Annotated in this window: 20 protein-coding genes; 17 read left to right on the top strand and 3 right to left on the bottom strand. The window is 60.5% G+C overall.

Annotated features, from left to right (window positions below):
* Window positions 1-66: 66 nt before the first annotated feature.
* The 8 genes from OQZ28_RS13800 to OQZ28_RS13765 all read left to right on the top strand — a co-directional run bounded on the left by OQZ28_RS13800 (window position 67) and on the right by OQZ28_RS13765 (window position 9,044).
* Window positions 67-702, top strand: a complete 636-nt coding sequence (locus OQZ28_RS13800; protein ID WP_010515538.1) for a DotI/IcmL/TraM family protein — start codon at window positions 67-69, stop codon at window positions 700-702.
* A complete protein-coding gene (locus tag OQZ28_RS13795; RefSeq protein ID WP_217420056.1) occupies window positions 699-1,679 on the top strand; it encodes a DotH/IcmK family type IV secretion protein in 981 nt (326 codons plus the stop codon). Before OQZ28_RS13800 ends, OQZ28_RS13795 begins: the two co-directional genes overlap by 4 nt.
* On the top strand, window positions 1,679-2,917 hold the full coding sequence (locus OQZ28_RS13790) for a DotG/IcmE/VirB10 family type IV secretion system protein (RefSeq protein ID WP_217420055.1): 1,239 nt from the start codon (window positions 1,679-1,681) through the stop codon (window positions 2,915-2,917). The genes OQZ28_RS13795 and OQZ28_RS13790 overlap by 1 nt, the downstream gene beginning before the upstream one ends.
* 525 nt (window positions 2,918-3,442) lie before the next feature.
* Complete coding sequence (locus OQZ28_RS13785; RefSeq protein WP_254511742.1) at window positions 3,443-4,144, top strand: hypothetical protein; 702 nt, start codon at window positions 3,443-3,445, stop codon at window positions 4,142-4,144.
* Between the two features lie 17 nt (window positions 4,145-4,161).
* Window positions 4,162-4,707, top strand: a complete 546-nt coding sequence (locus OQZ28_RS13780; protein ID WP_010515535.1) for a hypothetical protein — start codon at window positions 4,162-4,164, stop codon at window positions 4,705-4,707.
* 93 nt (window positions 4,708-4,800) lie between these two features.
* On the top strand, window positions 4,801-5,271 hold the full coding sequence (locus OQZ28_RS13775; protein WP_010515534.1) for a hypothetical protein: 471 nt from the start codon (window positions 4,801-4,803) through the stop codon (window positions 5,269-5,271).
* Between the two features lie 274 nt (window positions 5,272-5,545).
* Window positions 5,546-5,947 carry a hypothetical protein gene (locus tag OQZ28_RS13770; protein ID WP_242407767.1) on the top strand — a complete coding sequence of 134 codons (402 nt, stop codon included), beginning with the start codon at window positions 5,546-5,548 and terminating at the stop codon, window positions 5,945-5,947.
* Window positions 5,948-5,960: 13 nt separating this feature from the next.
* Window positions 5,961-9,044, top strand: coding sequence for an ATP-binding protein (locus tag OQZ28_RS13765; protein ID WP_217420053.1), 3,084 nt, complete (start codon window positions 5,961-5,963; stop codon window positions 9,042-9,044).
* A gap of 168 nt (window positions 9,045-9,212) precedes the next feature.
* On the opposite strand, the gene OQZ28_RS13760 is transcribed toward OQZ28_RS13765, so the two are convergent.
* The gene (locus OQZ28_RS13760; RefSeq protein ID WP_010515531.1) at window positions 9,213-10,445 is read right to left on the bottom strand and encodes a type II toxin-antitoxin system HipA family toxin; all 1,233 of its coding nucleotides are present in this window, start codon (window positions 10,443-10,445) and stop codon (window positions 9,213-9,215) included.
* Entirely contained in the window at window positions 10,445-10,822 is a 378-nt protein-coding gene (locus OQZ28_RS13755; RefSeq protein ID WP_019087395.1) for a helix-turn-helix domain-containing protein, read from the bottom strand. Before OQZ28_RS13755 ends, OQZ28_RS13760 begins: the two co-directional genes overlap by 1 nt.
* A gap of 211 nt (window positions 10,823-11,033) precedes the next feature.
* On the opposite strand from OQZ28_RS13755, the gene OQZ28_RS13750 reads away from it, so the two are divergent.
* Window positions 11,034-12,194 (top strand): pyridoxal phosphate-dependent aminotransferase, encoded by a 1,161-nt coding sequence (locus OQZ28_RS13750; protein WP_217420064.1) that lies wholly within the window; start codon window positions 11,034-11,036, stop codon window positions 12,192-12,194.
* A 210-nt stretch (window positions 12,195-12,404) separates the two neighbouring features.
* Here the strand turns inward: OQZ28_RS13750 and OQZ28_RS13745 are convergent, their stop codons facing one another.
* Window positions 12,405-12,794 carry a hypothetical protein gene (locus tag OQZ28_RS13745; RefSeq protein ID WP_217420052.1) on the bottom strand — a complete coding sequence of 130 codons (390 nt, stop codon included), beginning with the start codon at window positions 12,792-12,794 and terminating at the stop codon, window positions 12,405-12,407.
* Window positions 12,795-13,120: 326 nt separating this feature from the next.
* On the opposite strand from OQZ28_RS13745, the gene OQZ28_RS13740 reads away from it, so the two are divergent.
* Genes OQZ28_RS13740 through OQZ28_RS13705 form a run of 8 tightly spaced genes read left to right on the top strand, consistent with a single transcriptional unit; the run spans window position 13,121 to window position 18,703 of the window.
* The gene (locus OQZ28_RS13740) at window positions 13,121-13,579 is read left to right on the top strand and encodes a DotD/TraH family lipoprotein (protein ID WP_217420051.1); all 459 of its coding nucleotides are present in this window, start codon (window positions 13,121-13,123) and stop codon (window positions 13,577-13,579) included.
* Window positions 13,572-14,612 carry a type IV secretory system conjugative DNA transfer family protein gene (locus tag OQZ28_RS13735; protein WP_217420050.1) on the top strand — a complete coding sequence of 347 codons (1,041 nt, stop codon included), beginning with the start codon at window positions 13,572-13,574 and terminating at the stop codon, window positions 14,610-14,612. The genes OQZ28_RS13740 and OQZ28_RS13735 overlap by 8 nt, the downstream gene beginning before the upstream one ends.
* Entirely contained in the window at window positions 14,609-15,772 is a 1,164-nt protein-coding gene (locus tag OQZ28_RS13730; protein ID WP_217420049.1) for a type IV pilus twitching motility protein PilT, read from the top strand. The genes OQZ28_RS13735 and OQZ28_RS13730 overlap by 4 nt, the downstream gene beginning before the upstream one ends.
* Window positions 15,772-16,020 (top strand): IcmT/TraK family protein, encoded by a 249-nt coding sequence (gene icmT, locus OQZ28_RS13725; protein WP_010511855.1) that lies wholly within the window; start codon window positions 15,772-15,774, stop codon window positions 16,018-16,020. Before OQZ28_RS13730 ends, icmT begins: the two co-directional genes overlap by 1 nt.
* Window positions 16,017-16,439, top strand: a complete 423-nt coding sequence (locus tag OQZ28_RS13720) for a hypothetical protein (protein WP_129552106.1) — start codon at window positions 16,017-16,019, stop codon at window positions 16,437-16,439. Before icmT ends, OQZ28_RS13720 begins: the two co-directional genes overlap by 4 nt.
* The gene (locus OQZ28_RS13715) at window positions 16,436-16,945 is read left to right on the top strand and encodes a lytic transglycosylase domain-containing protein (protein ID WP_129552107.1); all 510 of its coding nucleotides are present in this window, start codon (window positions 16,436-16,438) and stop codon (window positions 16,943-16,945) included. Before OQZ28_RS13720 ends, OQZ28_RS13715 begins: the two co-directional genes overlap by 4 nt.
* Window positions 16,942-18,123, top strand: a complete 1,182-nt coding sequence (locus OQZ28_RS13710; RefSeq protein ID WP_217420048.1) for a secretion/conjugation apparatus DotM-related subunit — start codon at window positions 16,942-16,944, stop codon at window positions 18,121-18,123. The genes OQZ28_RS13715 and OQZ28_RS13710 overlap by 4 nt, the downstream gene beginning before the upstream one ends.
* On the top strand, window positions 18,098-18,703 hold the full coding sequence (locus OQZ28_RS13705) for a hypothetical protein (protein ID WP_026018810.1): 606 nt from the start codon (window positions 18,098-18,100) through the stop codon (window positions 18,701-18,703). Before OQZ28_RS13710 ends, OQZ28_RS13705 begins: the two co-directional genes overlap by 26 nt.
* Window positions 18,704-18,706 lie beyond the last annotated feature (3 nt).

Genomic DNA, 18,706 nt, shown 5'->3' with positions numbered 1-18,706 from the left:
CACCGTCGGGAAATGAGAGTAGAGTGATGATCACCTTTTTTCATGCCCCCGTAAGGGAGGCGCGCCATGCGGCTGTTTAATTCCGCAGTAACCAGGCGGCTTACCGACCCCGACTTTCAGGGGATTGTTGTAGACAGATCACTGCTGCTCAACATCGCACTGGCGGGCGTGGTCATCGTTTTCGCGGCGCACGACGCCTATATCCGTGCACACCCGCCCACACCCCTCTATTTCTACGTTGACGGCCAGAATGCTCCCCGACCGGCCGTGGCGCTCACCAGTCCGGTACTTGGCCAGGACCAGCTTCTCGGCTGGGCCGTCAAATGGGCGATCGCACCCTACAACATCAACTATCGTGATTTTCCAACCCAGATGAACACCGCGGGCGCTCACTACACGCTCAACGGATGGAACACCTTTGCAAAGTCTTTCATTACGCAGGGGAATCTGGCGAAACTCAGAGATGCAAAACTGCTCTGTTATGCGCAGCCGACACGGGCCGCGACCGTACGCGCCGAGACAGTCGTGCAGGGACACTCGCGCTACGTAATACAGTTTCCTTTCATCCAGACCTGCGAAAACGTCAACCAGCAGAATACGCAAATGCTGATGGCAACCGTGACGATTGATCGCGTGGAGGACCTGGATCACCCTGATGGGCTGGCCATCGAACAGCTTGTCGTCTCGTCGGGGAGGGAGTGACAGCCGTGCGAATTCTTTCTCTCTTTCCGCTGACCCTGTCCATCCTGCCACTTGCGGCACTCGCACAGCAGCCATCACAGCCCGGACCTGCGGCAACGACACCTGCAGACGATCCCGATACGGCAGCCGAAGGTGAGGCCGAGCATGAGGCCATTCCTTTCACGCCCGAAGAAATCCTTCGGCTGGGGGAACGCCTGAAAGACGTGCGTCGTGCCACGGAGCAGGTCGGCACGGAATTCGCGACCCCTAATGCGCGCCCGGCGATCCGTGTCTCCTTTGCGCCTGGTCAGCAGACAAGCCTGATCTTTACGACAAAAGGCTATCCGACCGCATTGTCCTTCGTGGACAGCACGGGACAGCCCTGGCCGATCGCATGGAATACATCTGGCAATTCCGCCAACCCGGACGGCAGCACGAACTGTGCTTCCGGCAAAAGCGGCGCATCAGCCGGGAATCCTGCGGTTGAGACAACAGGTTTCTATACCTGCGTCCCCTTCAAGGGTTCCAATACCATCAATATCGAACCGATGTCGCTCCAGCCCAGAGGTGGACTGCTCGTAACGCTTCAGAACGCGCCAAAGCCGGTCTCCTTCCTGCTGATCGCGGGGCGTGGATCCTACGATGACAACCTGACCGTTCGCATGTCCGAGGGAGGACCCAATGCCCGGGAGCCGGTCGACAGCCGCCCCGGAGTGCCTGCGACAGGCGAGCCCTACATGAACGCCATGCTAAGCGGCATCCCACCAGCGTCAGCCATTCCGCTGGCCGTCGAGGGTATTTCACCCGATGACGTGCGCGCATGGCGGATTGGAAACGAGGTCTATCTTCGCACGCGCCTTCACCTCATGACGCCTTCATCGGACAGCATGGAGCACGGTGAAGGGGGATACACGCTCTATGCCTTCCATGAGTCTCCCGTTGTCCTTCTCTCCGACGCGGGACGGACGGTCTCGGCCCATATCAGGGACGCACAGTGATGAAACCCAGATTCAACCAGCTGTTCAGTGATGCGTCGCGGGGCGGAAACCGGCGTCTGCTCGCAATCCTTGGGAGTATCGGCACCGTTCTTGGCGTCACGCTACTCATCTCCACCATCCACCGTAAGGAGCTTCCACGCTCGGACCCCGGCAGGCCGCCTGCCGCCAACCCCCTGCCCGGCGGCCTGAATTCCAATCCGCGTCAGCAGGAACTCCGCGAAGATCAGATCCGCGACGAGGCTGGTCGGGCACAGACTGCGGGACAATCGTATTCACCCGATATTGCACCGGGCACGCCCACCCATCCCGACGACAAGCTTCCCCCGCCCCCGGTCGCTCAGGAGGTCGGGGCGGACGTCAACCCGGCGATGGCCAAGGCCACTGCGGCGCCAGCCCCGCATGCGCCTGAGGTCGTGCCAAGCGTTCCCGTCGTACCCGTGCAAACGGATGCAGCCTTCCGCGCCGCCTTGCCACGTGACCCGCAGCTCCAGAAGGACGCCATCACCGCATACAGACATGCGATCATGGATCTCGCGGGCCGTCTTGATGGACGCTTTCCGGTCACAAATGTCCTGTATGAAAAGACGGAAACCGGAAGGGAGCAGACAAAAAAACCGGTGGTCTCCCCTTCAATAACTTCGGCGGCGACAGCAAATTCCCAGACGGCCCTCTCCCGCGTCCTTGTTCCTGCCGGGCGGGGGATTTACGCCCATACGGTTTCAGCAACCAACAGCGATCTCGGGGGAGAAATCATCCTGGAAGCTGATTCAGGTCCACTCGCTGGCGACAGGATGAAAGCATCCGTCAGAAGGGCCGGGGGACATCTGAACAGGCTGGTTGTCCGTGTTGATCAGGTCTTCCATAAGAATGATCCGACCCCGATCCAGGTCGAAGGTATGGTGGTTGCGCCGGACACCATGGAAGCTGCGGTGGCCTCAAGCGTTGACCAGCTATACGTTGAGCGCTTTGTTCTTCCCGCCGCAGCCGCCTTTGTCCAGGGGCTCGGGCAGGCGATCGAGATGACGTCGAACACGACCGGTTCGATCGGAGCCCTCGGCAACGTCAACTACGTCCAGTCACTGAATTTTCCGCAACAACTGGGCGTGGCGGCCGGTGCAGCGGCCTCGCAGGTCAACAGCGCGCTCATGCAGCAGATGCCGACCCAGCCGCGCGTAAATCTTGCCGCTCAGGTCAGTGTTGGCGTGATCTTCATGTCGGACGTCGTCATGAAGAAGTAAGTTTTCGAGCACCGGTCGCATGATATTGGCGAATTCTGCACTCTCTACCAGAAGGCAGCATTCACCATGACCGCAACCGCAACGACGTCCCGGGATCCGTTCAGCGCGGATCGCGGCACTGAACCTGTTCCGTTTCGCAAGCTGGCCACGACGCCCGAGCCTGACCCTTCGCCCGAGGCGGACATAATTGCCGAGCCTCCCTCCCCTCACCCGCAACCTGTGACAGCAGCACCTGACAGGAACCGACCCGTTCCACATGCAATGGCCCTTTTCAGGGCGCTTCCGCGCCGCAGGCAGGTCATCATCGCGGGTACTGCCGTCAGCAGTCTGCTCTCCCTCTTCCTCGTGATGGGCATAGCAAAGAGGCAGGCGTCTCCCCTGGGCCAGGAAGTCGGAATGATTTCCGCCCCGCTACCATCAGGCCCCAAAGCGTCTCCAGCGCCGGGGCACTCACCTACATCATTGCCATCACCCCCGGCACCTCAGGTCTCGGCTACAGATGAGGATCTCAAGGCACTCCTTGCTATGAAAAAGCCGCCCCATCCCGCCGTCCCAACACCGGCAACTATGCCGACCGAGAACACGCCTGCGCAGAGACACGATATCGGCATCGAAAACGCTGTTCCGACGGACGATGCGGTCCAGAAAGCGACCCGCCTGCAAGCGGCTCCCATGACATCGGATGACCAGTTGCAGGTGCTGAAGCTTGTGACGGAAGAAGCAGCACTGGTGCAGCGGACCCGTAGCGAGATCGCAGCACTCCGGCAGGATCTTGACCGACTGCGTATCGCAGATACGGCAAAGGCTTCGGATCTCAACCGCCGGATGTCGCTCCTCGAAGCGAAACGAGCCGTGGCCGACGCCGAAGCGCCCCCGTCAGATGGACCGGCCGCCACACGTGCCGCAGCCGACAAGGCACGGGCAGCCCTGGAAGCAGCGGCGGCCGAGCCGCAGCCAGCACCAACGCCGCCGCAATCTCCAGCGTCCCGGACAGCGAAAATGCGCCCGACGCCTCCTGCTCCGCCCCCGACATGGACGCCCCACTACCGGATACTTGCCGCATCTCCCCAGCTTGCCATGGTGCAGGACGACGCTGCGCCGGTCGGGCAACCGCCGCAGTCCGAAATCGAAATCGGCACCGATCTCCGCGGATATGGTCGTGTGCGCGCCATCTCCCAACGCGGCACGATGTGGGTGATCCAGGCTGAACGCGGCATCATCCAGTAAGGCAAGGACACATCGACGTGCAAGGTCTGGTCAACCTCGTCAACGATCTCGCTCTCGCCATGGCCTGGCTGCTGCCAATGGCCTGCTATATTGCAGCGTGGATTGCCTTCCTGACCGGGGCATGGGGATTATGGCAGCAGCGCCAGCCCCAGAACCCGTTCGTCGGGCGCCCCTGGGTGCCCTGGATCGGGATTGTCCTCTCTGGCGTCTTTGCCACCTTTGACAGGATACTCACCAAGTCCACCACCTCTGCCGGTCTCGATACGCAGGTTTCGCTGGGAGCTTCTGTCACCGGCTATACGGATGCCGCGACGGGAAGCGTCATTTCCGGGACTGGCCCAGAGGATGCCATCCTGTCAATCGTCAGTGATTTCGCCCTGTTCTTCGAAATGTTCGGCGCCTGGGCGGCGTTCATGGCAGTCGTTGCGTGGAACGCGTCGGCGACCGGAAAAACAAACCGCTCAAAACTCAGTTGCCTCATCCAGTTCGTTTTCGGCGTGATCCTCCTCAATCCCGTCAAGGAAGCAACCTGGATCCTGAGCCACTGGACAACGTCCGGCTAGGTCCTGTCCGCAAAGAAAGCGTTCGAAGTCGCATGTTGCCGACAGAACAATGATTCGGGGGACATGATCCCTCTTTCAACGGAGCCCTCGACCATGAACCTCTCTCGCACAGGCATCACCAGCGCGGCGCGACTGACGCGTCTGGTGACACAACGGGCCGGATACAGACAGCGTGCCGTCATGGCACTTGGCACATTGGCCGTCCCGATCCTCATTGCCAGCCACGCGCTGGCCCAATCCGCAACCGGCAGCGCAAACGGTATCGGGGCCCAGATGCAGGCCACCGCCCAGGAGGGGCTGACAGCGGGCGGCTTTGTCGCTGCTGCATGCATGTATGTCGCTGCCTTCATCTGCTTCATCGGCGGCGTATGGGCGGCCTGGCAGAGCCGCAACGAACAGAACCGTTCGCCCGGAAAGGTCGGTATGGCAATCGCCGGCATCGTGCTGTGCGGTCTTTTCGCAACGGGTCCGCAGTGGATCAACAAGGCTGCCAACACCGCGTCCGGTGGCTCGGCAACCGTTGGTACGCAGGCTCAGGCCTATCAGTTCACGAGCGGCGGCTAGGAACCCGATCGCAATGGCCCGTCTCACACAGTCTTTCCGGCTGCTGCCGCGCCCATGGGATCCGTCAGCGCCAGGCGCCGGGGAAATGGGTGAGCCGGGCCTTTTCACATGCGCCTGCTGCGGCCTGATAACGCCTGGTCGCAGGTTTCCATGGCGCGGTGACGGACCCGGGCCTGTCTGCGCCTTATGCAACATCCTGCAGGATCCGACCCGTCCGGCCATTGAACGCGAAGCCGTCCTGATATGGTGGCCGAAACTGCCACAGACCCGCATCATGACCCTGACCCGCTGCGCGCATCAGACCCTCATGCAGACGCTCGGCAACGGGCCAAACGGACAGGATGCCGTCTGGCATCGTGCAATGGACGCGATCGCGTCAGGGTCGGATACCGCGATGATGCCTGCGCAATGCAAAAGCGCTCTCGCTGTGCTCCGCGCTCTGCACGCGCGGACGGCCGAAGCCCGGCGGCGGCTGGAGACAACCTCTCCCCGACTGCTGGCGACTGCCCTGCTGATGGCGAACCGGGCGGACCCGCAGATCAATGAAAGCGCGACCGCCCTGATGGACGGCATCCGGCTCCTCCCCCTGGGCCGTCTCCATAACGGACCCACCGACATCTACCCGGCGCTTGTCAGGGAATGGCTTGATGCCGATCCCCAACCGGTCATGACATGACAGGATCATATCAATGGGCGGTATTCTTTCCAGTCTGCTGGCCGGCATCAGCCTCGGGCTGCGCCAGCCCCTTGCCTCATTCTGCGATGTGGAAAGTACGCACGGGGACCATCTCATCACCAAACGCGGTGAATATGTCTCCGTACTGCGCATCAATGGCCTGCGTCGCATGTGCACGCGGCAGGAAGTGGAAGCGCTCGCCGAGCAGCAGCGTATAGAATTGCAGGGTCTCCTTGAAGAACGTGGCCATGCCATTGTGGGATGGTATATTTCCGATCCCGAGCGCTCGGGTATCGAGATTGACCGCCTGAGCCTCAATGGCTGCCGGTCCATAGCCCGACAGATCGGAGCGGACCTTTCGGACGTCATTGAAGAGAGGCGCCGGCGCTGGCCAAACGTCATGCGCTGGGAGGCCACCTGTTACGTCCTGTGGACCCGGCCCAGCGTGCTGACACGTGAGGACCGCAAACAGGTGGCAGAGGAGCGCAGGACCCTTGCCTCCCAGTTTCCCCGCGTGGGCAATACCCAACGTTTTGCCCTGCGCTCCGATATCATGGCCGCCCGCCATGAATCGTTCATTTCGCGCGTCCAGGCCGCCTTGCAGGGGTTCGACATTTCCTGCGAATTCCTCGGTCCACATCAGGCATTGCAGATTGCGCGCGAGGCAACCTATCGTGAAACGGCTGGCTCCGCCTGGAAACCGACCCTGCTGGGTGACCGGGTCATGCCACAGCTTCCCGACGATCTGGATGACCCGCAGCCACATCCGCAGGGCCTGCTCTGGCCAGCGATCCGGGACCAGATCTTCAATGCCGACGCCGAAACGAAAGGCGGGCAGCTCGTGACCGTGGGGGATTATACATACGCCCCGGTCGACATGACGATTGGCCCAGAGGATCCGCGCCCGTTCTCCGAACTGTCCAGCGTGCTCGGCCGCAAGAGACTGCCATGGCGTAGCGCCATGATCCTGGAGGGCGGTGGCCGCGCCGCCTTCGGCTTCAAGGAAGCCGGAGCCGGGTTTCTGGCGATGTTCCCTGGAAATAGCGACATTCGACGGGCGTTAGCCGCACTCAAGCTCGAGCGCCAGAAAAACAACCATAATTCCGTGCGGATGCGCATGACCGCCACAACCTGGGCTCCGGTCGGAGCAGAGGCGAAGCTGCGACGGCAGGCGTCGGACCTCTCACAGGCGATTGATGCGTGGGGCAACAGCAAGACAACGCGGATCTCCGGCGATCCGCTGGAGGCGGCCATGGGTTCTGTCCCTGCCCTGGCGCTCGGTTCGACTGCGACCTCATCGCTCGCCCTTGTCGGTGACGCGTTCTCCATGATGCCGTGGGCACGCAGTGCGTCACCGTGGCAGAAAGGATCCATCCTCTTCCGCAAGCCCGATGGTTCAATCTGGCCTTACGATCCGACCGGGGGCGGGCTACGCCCATCCGTCGTAGACATTATCGTAGCCCCGCCTGGCGGCGGAAAATCCGTTCTGGCCAATACCATTCTGCTGGGCTTGATCCTCAGCAGCGCCGCGATCAGCAGCCACGGCACGAAGCTCCCCTATATCGGCAAGCTCGACATCGGACCGTCCTCGCGCGGACTGATCGAGATGCTACGCAACGCGCTTGGCCCCGAACGCCAGCACGAGGCGGTTTACGTCAAGATGCAGGCAATCCCGGGCTTCGAGGTCAATGTCTTCGATACCCAGGTCGGGCTGGAATATCCCCTGCCACTCGAGCGCGTCTTCCTGCAGAATTTCATCTCGCTCCTTGCAACGCCGCTGGATGGCAGGCCGTGGGAGGGCATGGACCATCTGGTAGAGGACGTGATTGATGAAGCCTACCGCCTCTGTACCGGGGTGCAGGGGGGCACGCCCAAAATCTACACTCCGGGGATCGAGCCCGACGTCGATGCCGCAATAACATCGCTGGGCATCAGCCTGCCCCACCATGCGGGAGAGGACGATCCGACATGGTGGCGGGATGTCGTCGATGCCTTTGTCAATCTCAGGGAATACCGCCTGGCAGGTTTTGCCCAGCGCCATGCAGTACCGGTCCTGCAGGATCTGCTGATTGCGGCCCGCAGCCCGGAAATCGAAAAACGCTATTCGAAGATCACCCTGGAAACTGGTGAAAGCCTGATCGACACGTTTGATCGCTACATCATGAACGTGATCAAGAATTTTCCCATGCTGGCGTCCCCCACAAGGCTGGATATGGGCGACGCGCGCGTGATCGTTCTCGATCTTGCCGAGGTGGCACCTTCCGGCTCTCCCGCAGCCAACCGCCAGACAGCGCTCATGTATATGCTTGGCCGCCATATCCTGGCCCGGAATTTCTTTCTCCATCCCGATTATGCCGACGACCCGCATATGCCCCCATCCATGCGGGACTATCATCTCGCCCGTTTCACGGAGATGTATGAAACGACGAAACGTATCGACTTCGACGAGTGGCACCGTACCGAACCAGCGCCCCAGGTAGACAAGCAGGCTGTCCGCGACGGCCGCGAGGGGCGCAAGCACAACGTCCAACTCGCCTTCATTTCACAGAACCATACCGACTTCAGCGAGGACCTTTACAAGATATCAACCGCCCGATGGGTCCTCAAATGCGGTGATCAGGAGACGGCAGACAGCCTTATCCGACGCTTCAAGCTGTCCGATGCCAGCGCCTATGTGATCCGCAACGCACTGCCGGGTCCGGGAAAGAATGGTGCGCCGTTCTTCGTGGACATGTCGGCCGGAGAAGCAAAGTATGAACAGCTTCTGGTGAACGTCCTGGGGCCAATCGAACTCTGGTCTTTTTCGACGACGCCTGGAGACACGGCGCTCCGTTCGCGCCTTTACAAACGGATCCACTTTGCCCGGGCCCTGCGGATGCTTGCCACCGTATTTCCCTCGGGAACAGCAAACAGCGAGATCGAACGCAGAAAAAGCGAACGCATGAATGTTTTTGGTCTCGCGACCGATGAAGCATTTGCCGGCGTTCTGGACGAACTGGCGGACGAGATCGTAGGCGGCAGAGGCGTGGCTGCAGGACTGTACGAGACCCTGCGCGCCATTGATGAACAATCGGAACTCGAATTTACCACTGGGTAGAAAGTGACCGATATTCTCCTGACGTCCTCACAGCCTGATCATTGCGGACACAATGATATTGACCATGCTGTTCGATCAATAGCGCGGCGGCGTCTGGCAGGGATAGATTCGACAAATTTATGTGTCGTATCTGGCATATTATACGATATTATCAGTCATATGTGACTATCAGATCGTTAGCGCGATCCCGATCTGATCGTTTATGAAGGCGGCTTCATAATGACGCGCCATCGCCCCGGAAACACCAACCTCTCGCAGAACAGATCTCCACTCATCCGAAATTCGCCGCGCTGTCACGCGGATCATCTGCCGGGCCTCAGCAGGGGTAATTTCGAAGAATTCACACGCCTCCAGTGCCAGACGGATGGACCGATCATGCGGACCGCCCTCCAGTATCGCCGTTTCCAGATGCGGGTTACGGTCGGGTGCTGGATTCACATCGAAAACGGGGGATAACCGCCAGTGTCCAGCGCCCACATAGAGAAATCCGTGATTTTTCAGATGATCGTCCTTATTTGACACGAGAATAGTATAAACCAGACGCAGGAAGAGTTCGCGGAACTCTGCCTGGGGATCGGCGGCATAGGTCCGGATAAAATCGACAATCTCCGTATAGGAACCCAGTTCCGTTCCGGTTTTCCCCAGAGCAGTCCTCGCCGAAATATAAGGAATCCGGCCAGCCCCACGCCGATCAAACCGCTGGATCAGAGCCACAGGAAACGGCGTTTCAGCCAGTTCCAGCCTGACCTCTGGCGTCCGGATTCCGCATGCTCTTGCCAGACGAAGCGTGGCAACTTCAATACGTTCTATTGGCCACTGGTCGTGAACCGAGGTAAATTTTGCAAGCCAGAGCACATCGCCGTCCCGAACATTGGCCTTCGGTCGCGCCCCACCCGAACCACCTGCACCAGCGAGCGCCTGCATATCCCTTTCGGATATGTCCTTGCCCTGTTCATATGCCCGCGCGATAGCCGTAATAGCGGCAAGATCGACCAGACGCGGTATGATGTCATCGGCGCCGCCACGAATGATTTCTCCGTTATCATCGGCGAAACGAAGCGCACCCTGCCGACATACGTCATCCGACAGTGTGAGATATTCAAACTCGGAAAGCCCATTACCGTAGGCACGCTCGAGAAGCCTGCGCCCCCAACTGTCGGGCGCAGCATCAGCAAAGACACCCGCAAGAGCATCGCGCACGTTCCCTGGCTGGCCAGCCGCATGAAACGGCCCAGAGCCAAGGGGAAAGGTTGGCTGGATGGCAAAGGCCCGAGAATTCTCGACCCAGGCCGGATCATAAGTGAAGGTCGAAAACTGCCGTGGACCTGCCTGCGTAAAACGCAGTTGACCCACGGGAGTCAGGCTGTCGCCAAGAACGACATGGGCGCTGAAATCAGGCATCAGAACGAAGCACCGTCCATATCAATAACATCCGCTCCCCCATGCGTGGCCTTATCCTTATCCTGCTGCCTGCGTAACGTGGTCGCAGAAGACCGGCCTCGACGAGGCTGACGTTCAGCAGCCAACGCCAGTCCCAGATCATCCTTGCGGATATCAATCAGGTCGGCCAACCGGTCCAGAAGACCAAGCACGACAAGCACGTCGGCCAGAGTGCCGATCCCCACACCCGGGTCTCCCTTTTCCAGGCGCGCGATGGAACTTGCTGACGTGCCGGCACGAGCGGCCAGGTCGGCTATCGCTATGCCGCGCCGCAGGCGCGCGCCACGAAGGTCACGCCCCAGTCGCTCAAGAGCCGCGCGGGATTTTGGTGAGCCCATTACTATCACTCATATTTGGCATATAAAGTGCCTTATAGCATCATATATGGAATTCTGTAAACTCCACAGCCTCTGCCCTCCACAACACGTTCCTGGCAGGAACTGGCACGTCGCGTAGAAAACGGTGGGCAGGCCGCCTGATTTCCAGGGGCAGTTTCTGGTCGCAGGGCGATCATCGCCCTATAAGTCTATTTTCCACCTTGAGGTCATGATGCCTGTTCCACCAATCGATCCCTTCCACGCGCTGTCCATCAGCGCACTGGCGCATGAACTGGCCGCGCAGGGGCGCAGCATCATTCATATGGAATTTGGCCAGCCTTCCACCGGCGCGCCAAGCGCGGCGATCGAACGCGCCCAGCACATATTGGCGACAGACCCCATGGGCTATTGGGAAAGCCAGCCCCTGAAGGAACGGATCGCCCTGCACTATCACGAAACATATGGCGTTTCGCTCCGGCCTGAACAGATTATCCTGACCTGTGGCGCATCACCCGCGCTGGTCCTGGCGCTCATGACCAGTTTTGTGCCCGGCGCGCATGTAGCCATGGCGCGACCTGGCTACGTGGCCTACCGCAATGTCGTGCGCTCGCTCCATATGGAACCGGTTGAAATTCCGTGTGGGGAAAAAGAACGCTTCCAGTTGACCCCCCACGCCATTGCCGCGCTTGAACCTGCTCCCGACGGGTTGATCCTGGCCAGTCCCGCCAACCCCACCGGTACCATCCTGTCTCCTGATGAAATACGGCGCATTGTTGACGTCTGTCGCGCGCACGGGATCTGCATCATATCGGATGAAATCTATCACGGCCTGAGTTTTGGCGAACGCGCGCACAGTATTCTGGAATATGATCCCAATGCGCTGGTGGTAAACAGTTTTTCCAAATACTTCAGCATGGCGCCTTGGCGGCTGGGGTGGCTGGTTGTCCCGCCTGCCAAGGTGGAAGCCGCCCGTGCGCGGATGGGCAATCTGTTCCTGCCGCCCGCCGCCCTCAGCCAGCACGCGGCCCTCGCCGCCTTCGATTGCCGCGATGAGCTTGAAGGGCATATGGAAACCTACCGGCGCAATCGTGACCTGCTGCTGCGTACCCTGCCCGAAATGGGGCTGCGCCATATCGCGCCACCAGATGGAGCGTTCTATATCTATGCCGATATCAGGCACCTGACGGATGACAGCATGGCGTTTTGCAAGCGCCTGTTGCTGGATACGGGTGTTACGACAGCACCGGGCATTGATTTCGACCCCGTAGACGGGAAATACTTCATCCGTTTCAGCTTTGCGGTCGCAACGGACCAGATTGAAGAAGCCATCCGCCGCATGGTCCCATGGTTTCGTCACCAGAAGGACTGCTTACCCGTCAATGCAGTGACTTAAAGGGAGGTATGCGTCTTGAGCGCGCATAGCTGCGTTTCTGATCAGGAGACATGCGAATACGCACTTACCACGTTCCACTACTACGGACCATGCAGGGGGCTTCTTCCAACTTAAGTTCTGCGGCACACGTCTTCATTATAGTCAGCCCCTGCTGCATGCCTTACCCAGATCAATACATTCATACCAAACCATTACCTGCCTGCGATATTACTACCTCAAGCCACTGCTGGAGCTGAAATGCGAGGTGGAAAAACTATGCTTCAGCACGATCCCGTTACTCAACACAACAGTCATCATCTTGCTTTTGTTATTTGATCTTTCTCCAAGCATGCCAAGCCCGACTACGTCCTGCGCTATTGAAAGACCATCCTCCCTGCCGGACGTAAAACTATAAATCCAGACCTCATAACCATCTTCATAGGTTTTCTGCCCCGGTTCACCGTAAATCTGACGCACCTGGGATGAAGTTGTCACACCATCATGAATATTCTGATCAACTTCCGCGATGGTTGTTTTTTTTATGGAAGCATCACCCGTGGACGAACAGGCACTCGTGCCTGCAATGATCGCCATCACGATGGCCATTCTGATGATCTTCATCCTGCACTCTACCCTCTCGGCTACATATCATCGACATACCTCATTGTGTCCCATCGATACAGATTGTTCAGCGCACATCAGATGCTTGGTAGGACTGTCAGCAACATGGATGGCTGCCGGTGATCCCCTCACGTTCAGAGCCGAAAACAGAAAAGGGTTGCTCCTGTCCCACGCAATTCTGCGCGTCAATCCGGCGACAGCATACCCCAAAAGAGGACACGAATCTGTTCTCGGGGCCTGCATGAAAGAAAAAGCAACGCAGCCAATTTTTGCTGTAGCAGTCGCAAGATGATCTTCGAAGCTACTCCCATTATCCGGAGAAGCTCATGAAACATTCTCTGCTCATTTTTCTTTTGCCCATGGCGCTCAGCGCCTGTGCGCAGAGCCTGTCGTCACCTTCTCCCATTGCGACGACCGGCATGGCCAATCCTGAACTGGCCTTGCAGCGGTCAATAGCAGAGACCACAACCGATCTTCGGGAACTTGGCAGCATCCGCCCGTCTCCGGTCGTTGCATCTACCAACCAACCCCCGCTCCCCGATGACCTGACCCGCCGGATCTGGTTCGTGTGGGACGGCCCGCTGGGCAAGGCCGTCGCAAAACTCGGCCAGGAGATTGGCTATAGCGTGACTGTCACCGGCCATCCCCGAGCAATGCGCGTCGCGACCAACAGCGTTGCTGCTGTGGTGGATATCCTGCGGACATTGGGCGATCAGGCCGGAGATCAGGCCATGGTCTCGGTAGACCCACTTCACCACGCAATAACGGTGGCGTGGCATGCGTAAGATGGCGCTCTTTCTATCTTCGGCCATCGTCGTGACGGCCGCAGGCGGTCCGACCCATGCGGCGTCTGTCTCCACGGGGAAGGTTGTCATTGAGGAGGGGCAGCACGTCCGGCTACCGACATCGTCTCCATTCCCGCCATCGGCTCGCAGCGGCACATTGGTCCCGGTGCCACAGCCGCCCCAGCCGGGTGCGGATCAGGTGGATGGGGCTGACCCCGCCCTTGCCAATCCCATCAATAAACCGGTGACAGGGGCCTCAACGCTCGACGAGGTAGTCGGCGGCGAAGCGCCACCTTCTCTTGAGGCCCTTGAGAATACCCGCCCCAATGACGAGCCAGGCGATGACCTGAAACCCGGTCGAAGCGCCCAGCTTCGGGAAGCCGCGCATATTTACGGCGCGCAGGGCGGTCTGGCCGCCCGGGCATTCGCCATCAACGAGATGCTGCGGCGCCATGAGGAGACACTCGACGCCACTTATGATTTCCGGTCGATCGTGCTTCCGATCGGGAGTGGCCAGACCCTCATGCAGCCCCCTATCGTCACCGAGGCGCAGATGGCCTTTGCGCTCAATGACACCGGTCAGGTGGCGCACGAGACAGAATGTGTTTTCGAGATCACCCGGGAGGCACAACTGACATCCGCGCCCCCGGACTGGCGCACGTATCTCGTCCGGACATGGGGCAAACCGCATCATCCGGTAGCCACGGCCCTGCCTCGCACAAAGGCGGAAGTGTCACACTGGAACCAATGGGTGGCCGAAGGCTGGGCAGATGGAGAAAAGCAGGCGACCGAGATCTTCCTCTCCGACCTGTCGCGTCTGCAGCGCGACATTACCGGCATGGCCCGCTACCGGGTGCTGCTGAACGCCGGGCGCGTCGAAGAACCGCGCGTCGTGTTCGAGCACCAGGACGCCGTGGGAGGGGGAGACACCCTCCACCTCAATGACCGCACGATCCGGATCGCGAGCCAGCCGGGGCTTCAGGGCCACGTCCGTCGCGGAAGCGATTACGGTTATCCGGAGCACTGCCGATGAACATGACGATCCCCGTCACGACCGACGAACGCTGGCCGGATGAAGGCAGGAAAGCGTTTGCCTGGGTCGAGGAACGACGGCGTAACGCGCCGGGGCTGGACTCCCTCCTTCGCTGGGCGCACGGCCTCGGCGCCTCGCGCATCGACATCAAGACCGGCCATCCGGTCACGATCAAGGTGCACGGCGTGATCCGCTATGCCACATGCAAAGCGACGGACTCCCTCGCGCTGGCGGATATCGTCGGCCATGTCTATGCCTCTGACGGGATGGCCATGCTTGGTGTCGGCCATATCCTCGATACAGCCTACAGCGTGGCACTGGACCGCAAGGTCAATCTGCGTTTCCGGATCAATCTTTCGCCCATTTCGGTCAAGCGGGGCAGTGGCGTCCACATCGTCATGCGTCCGATCCCCGCCCGCCCCGCAAGCCTTGACCAGCAGATGGTCGAGCAGGAAATCCGGGACACGAACAGGCTCAAAAGCGGCATGGTCCTGTTTGGTGGGGCAACCGGTTCCGGAAAGACCACGTTGCAATTCGGGCTCGCCATCGAAAAACTCATGGACCCGACCGTGTATTGCGACATGGCAACTGGCGAGGAGCCCATCGAGTTCCTGCTGGACGACCTGCGTCCGCCTTCAGGTTCGCGGATCAGCCAGACGGAGATCCGCCCCCCTACCCTGACTTTTCCCACGTTCACCCGCAGCCTGACACGCCGCGAGATGAGCGATGGCATCATCACGGAATGTCGGGACGGCGAGACCATGAATGCAGCCATCAATATCGCCATGATGGGCGGTATTCTGGGCACAACGCTACACGCAGACAGCGTCTCCCTCATGATCCAGCGCGCGATCGCGCTCTGTCCGCCCTCGGAACGTGACAACCTCGTCTCGGCCCTCGCTCAGGCACTGCGGTTCTGCATCAACCAGCGTCTTGTACCCCGCAAGGGCGGGGGGCGTGTTGCGATCCGCGAATTCCTCACCTTCGACCGTGATCTGCGCCGCAAGCTGACCCGAACCGAGCCAACGGACTGGCCTGACGTCGTGGCCGACGCAGTCGAGGCGCAGGGCCAGTCTTTCGGAAATGCCATCCGCAAACTGCTTGATGCCGATCTGATCACCGAAGACACCGCTCTGGCGGAAGAAAGGAGAGACGCGTGATGTGGCGTGCAACGGCCTATCCTGTCCGGGTTTTCATTCTCGATGCCCGCAGCTGCTTTCCCATTCTCATCTCCGTGACACACTGGAGCCTCACCACCCTGCTGATCGGCGTCTTCGGCGTGGTGTTTTTCGGCACGATCTCGTTTTTCGGGCTGACGCTGCCGGCCGCGATACGCTCCATGCGACGCTTCCTCATCGGGCCGGTCCGCACCGCCCTGCCGACATGGCAAAGGAGGCGGTTCTCATGAGCGCGATCGATCTGGCGGCGATCAGTGCGGCGCAGACACGGCTTCTGGCCAAAATCGGCAAGCCGATTGAGCTGCTGGACCCTGGGACCGGAAAAAGGGTGGTCGTATCACCGGCTGACGCGGCACACCCTGAAGCCTATCTGCCCGTTTTCCTGATCAGTGCCGAAGCCCTGTGGCTGGAACTGACAGGGACGGGCTTTGCCCTTGATGTCAGCAGGACGCCCGACAGCGCGCTCGGCTATGCCGTACGCACGGTGCGCGCCGGTTCATTTACGGTCGTGATGTTATGTCTGATCGATGTCACGATGAGGCTTGCGGAGATGGACGACGCGCTGGTCCTCAATCATCTGATCGACTTCTGGGGCGAAGCCCATGGCCGGATCGCCGATGTCGCGCCGACCCTGCAGGGGGCGACATGATCCCTCGCCTCGCTCTGGCGGCACTCGGGGTGTTTCCCCTTTTTGCCGCCAGCACGACCGCCCGTGCCGCGAGCATCGAAGAAAATGGCCGCCAGATTGCAGCCTGTCTGGAGGCTTCGGCAAAAATCTCCGGCGTGCCCCGTGGCGTGCTGCTCGTCCTCCTCTATGTCGAGGCCGGCCGCCCCGGAATGGTCAGCCCGAACGGTAACGGCACGGCGGATCTCGGGCCGATGCAGGTCAACACGACATGGGTCGATCGCATCGCGAGGCGATGGCACAGCACGCCCGCGCAAACATATGCGGCCCTGCGCGACAGTTCGTGCGCCAATATCGAGGCAGGCGCCTGGATCCTTGGTCAGGCGATGCACGAGGCACACGGCGACCTCTGGCAGGCCGTGGCATTCTATCACTCTCATACCCCACGCCATGGCAACGCCTATCTCCGGCGTTTCTACGACATCGCCCTCACGATGATGGCCAGAAACCGCGGGGACGATCGTTCATGAGCACGAGCCGTGTCCCATGGTCATCCAGCGATGACTATCTGCTCTTCTCCTCGATCATCATCATCGTCGGGGTCCTGCTGTTTAGCTACATGGCCTGGAGCCTGTGGCATACGCAGATCACGGCCTTCTATCTGCGGGCCATGCTGGGGCAGATCAACCTGCTGCATACGTCTAATCCCGACCTGATGCACCTGCGATTTCAGTTGCGGGCCGCACAATATCGACCGGACCTGGTGCGGGCGATCCAGCTTTATTATGGCCTTGCGATCCTGGGCAATGCCCTGAAATGGCCGGTGGCCATCGTGATTGCGCTCATGGGCGGGTTATGCATGTGGCGTGCTGCCCCCGGCCGTTTTGCAAAAGCGCTCGATCTGGAAGGTCTGATTGCGGTCCAGGCAGAAATGTTTCCGACACTGAGAGGCTTCGTCCGACGCCGACTGGACAGGCTTGTAACGCCCACGGATGGCATCCCCCTGCCCGCGGACCCGGCCCTGACACGTGCCGAATGGGGCGCGCGCTTCGCTGTCGATGCACAGGACCGCTGCAGTGAAACCGGCGCGCTCGAAGCGTTCACGCGCCAGCTGGGCCGCCACTGGTCCAGCATCCACGCCGCGTCCCCTGTCGAACAGGTGCTTCTCGTTGCCTTTGCGATGCACTACCTCCAGAGGCGCCGGGAAGCCCTCGCCCTGCTTGGTGAACTCTCTGCCGGCCTGGCCGACGCTGGCCTTGATGGTCCCCGTGGTCCGCTAGCGCCACTCACGGTGCCAGAGTCCGTTGTGCGAAGCGCCCGCTCTGCCCTGCAGGACAAGGAAATCACAAACTGTATCGATACGGTCTGCGAGCGCAGCGGATGGAGCGTGACCGCGCTCATGACCCTGCTGCACGAAGCCCGGCGTCAGGCGGGCGTGCTCGCCCCCTCCTCATTCGCCATCGTGAAGCTCATCGACCGATCATTGTGGTACGCGCTGCACTCACTCGGCTTTCCTGCTGAGATCCCGGCCGAAGACCTTCATCCCAATCCCCGCATCGAGGCCGCCGGCGCACGTGCGCACTGGAGCGAAGAACGACGCTACCAGCGTCCGATCTACATCCCTGCGGTTGAGAACGCACTCGCCATCCTGCGCCCGATGCCCGAAGCACAAGGATCTTCCCATGACCCGTATCATCCTGCACGCTGATGGCCGGGCTCCCATCACCATTGAACTCGACGGGACAGGCTTACAGCCCCTCCATCTCCATCTCGGATCTGATTTCGGGCAGATGGAGACGAGCAGCGCGGTCCCGACTTTACCGGCACCGGAAGCATCACGGCACTGGCGCCTGAAAAAAGCGTTGCCCGCGCTCATCGCTGGGGGACTGGCCGCCATCCTGATCATCGGCACACGTCAGGCCATGGTTTCCGACCGCACTGTTCCCGACACGGGGCCCGCTGGCATGCTACGGCCGCCTGCAATTCTACCCCCACTCTCCGGCGCGCCCATGACGGACGAAGGCGCGCCAGGGGTCCGCTCAACCTATGTCCCGGGCGAGCACATGCCGGTCGACGGGAATGTGGTCGGCAATCCCGACGGTCACCCGGCGAGCGCGGAAATTGATGCCGCACGACGCATCATGACGCAGCGGCCCGTCGTCATTTATCCGCACCCCCCAGGTGGCGCGCAGACAGCGCCGACGGCGCCGGTTTCCCCCACGGCACCAACAGCGCCCGTACCGCATACGATCGGCACGGGAAAATCTCCTTTTGGGCTGGAAGACTGAGGC

Source organism: Komagataeibacter sp. NFXK3, assembly GCF_054182245.1.
Note: the sequence above shows the minus strand (reverse complement) of the source record. Positions and strands in the feature narration are given on the sequence as shown.

Bases quoted from the DNA above. Each gene is read 5' to 3' on its own strand.
- OQZ28_RS13800 (WP_010515538.1), top strand. From the start codon at position 67: ATGCGGCTGTTTAATTCCGCAGTAACCAGGCGGCTTACCGACCCCGAC.
- OQZ28_RS13740 (WP_217420051.1), top strand. From the start codon at position 13,121: ATGAAACATTCTCTGCTCATTTTTCTTTTGCCCATGGCGCTCAGCGCC.
- OQZ28_RS13770 (WP_242407767.1), top strand. From the start codon at position 5,546: ATGACCCTGACCCGCTGCGCGCATCAGACCCTCATGCAGACGCTCGGC.
- OQZ28_RS13750 (WP_217420064.1), top strand. From the start codon at position 11,034: ATGCCTGTTCCACCAATCGATCCCTTCCACGCGCTGTCCATCAGCGCA.
- OQZ28_RS13745 (WP_217420052.1), bottom strand. From the start codon at position 12,794: ATGAAGATCATCAGAATGGCCATCGTGATGGCGATCATTGCAGGCACG.
- OQZ28_RS13765 (WP_217420053.1), top strand. From the start codon at position 5,961: ATGGGCGGTATTCTTTCCAGTCTGCTGGCCGGCATCAGCCTCGGGCTG.
- OQZ28_RS13730 (WP_217420049.1), top strand. From the start codon at position 14,609: ATGAACATGACGATCCCCGTCACGACCGACGAACGCTGGCCGGATGAA.
- icmT (WP_010511855.1), top strand. From the start codon at position 15,772: ATGTGGCGTGCAACGGCCTATCCTGTCCGGGTTTTCATTCTCGATGCC.
- OQZ28_RS13720 (WP_129552106.1), top strand. From the start codon at position 16,017: ATGAGCGCGATCGATCTGGCGGCGATCAGTGCGGCGCAGACACGGCTT.
- OQZ28_RS13760 (WP_010515531.1), bottom strand. From the start codon at position 10,445: ATGCCTGATTTCAGCGCCCATGTCGTTCTTGGCGACAGCCTGACTCCC.
- OQZ28_RS13715 (WP_129552107.1), top strand. From the start codon at position 16,436: ATGATCCCTCGCCTCGCTCTGGCGGCACTCGGGGTGTTTCCCCTTTTT.
- OQZ28_RS13790 (WP_217420055.1), top strand. From the start codon at position 1,679: ATGAAACCCAGATTCAACCAGCTGTTCAGTGATGCGTCGCGGGGCGGA.
- OQZ28_RS13735 (WP_217420050.1), top strand. From the start codon at position 13,572: ATGCGTAAGATGGCGCTCTTTCTATCTTCGGCCATCGTCGTGACGGCC.
- OQZ28_RS13710 (WP_217420048.1), top strand. From the start codon at position 16,942: ATGAGCACGAGCCGTGTCCCATGGTCATCCAGCGATGACTATCTGCTC.
- OQZ28_RS13775 (WP_010515534.1), top strand. From the start codon at position 4,801: ATGAACCTCTCTCGCACAGGCATCACCAGCGCGGCGCGACTGACGCGT.
- OQZ28_RS13755 (WP_019087395.1), bottom strand. From the start codon at position 10,822: ATGGGCTCACCAAAATCCCGCGCGGCTCTTGAGCGACTGGGGCGTGAC.
- OQZ28_RS13785 (WP_254511742.1), top strand. From the start codon at position 3,443: ATGAAAAAGCCGCCCCATCCCGCCGTCCCAACACCGGCAACTATGCCG.
- OQZ28_RS13705 (WP_026018810.1), top strand. From the start codon at position 18,098: ATGACCCGTATCATCCTGCACGCTGATGGCCGGGCTCCCATCACCATT.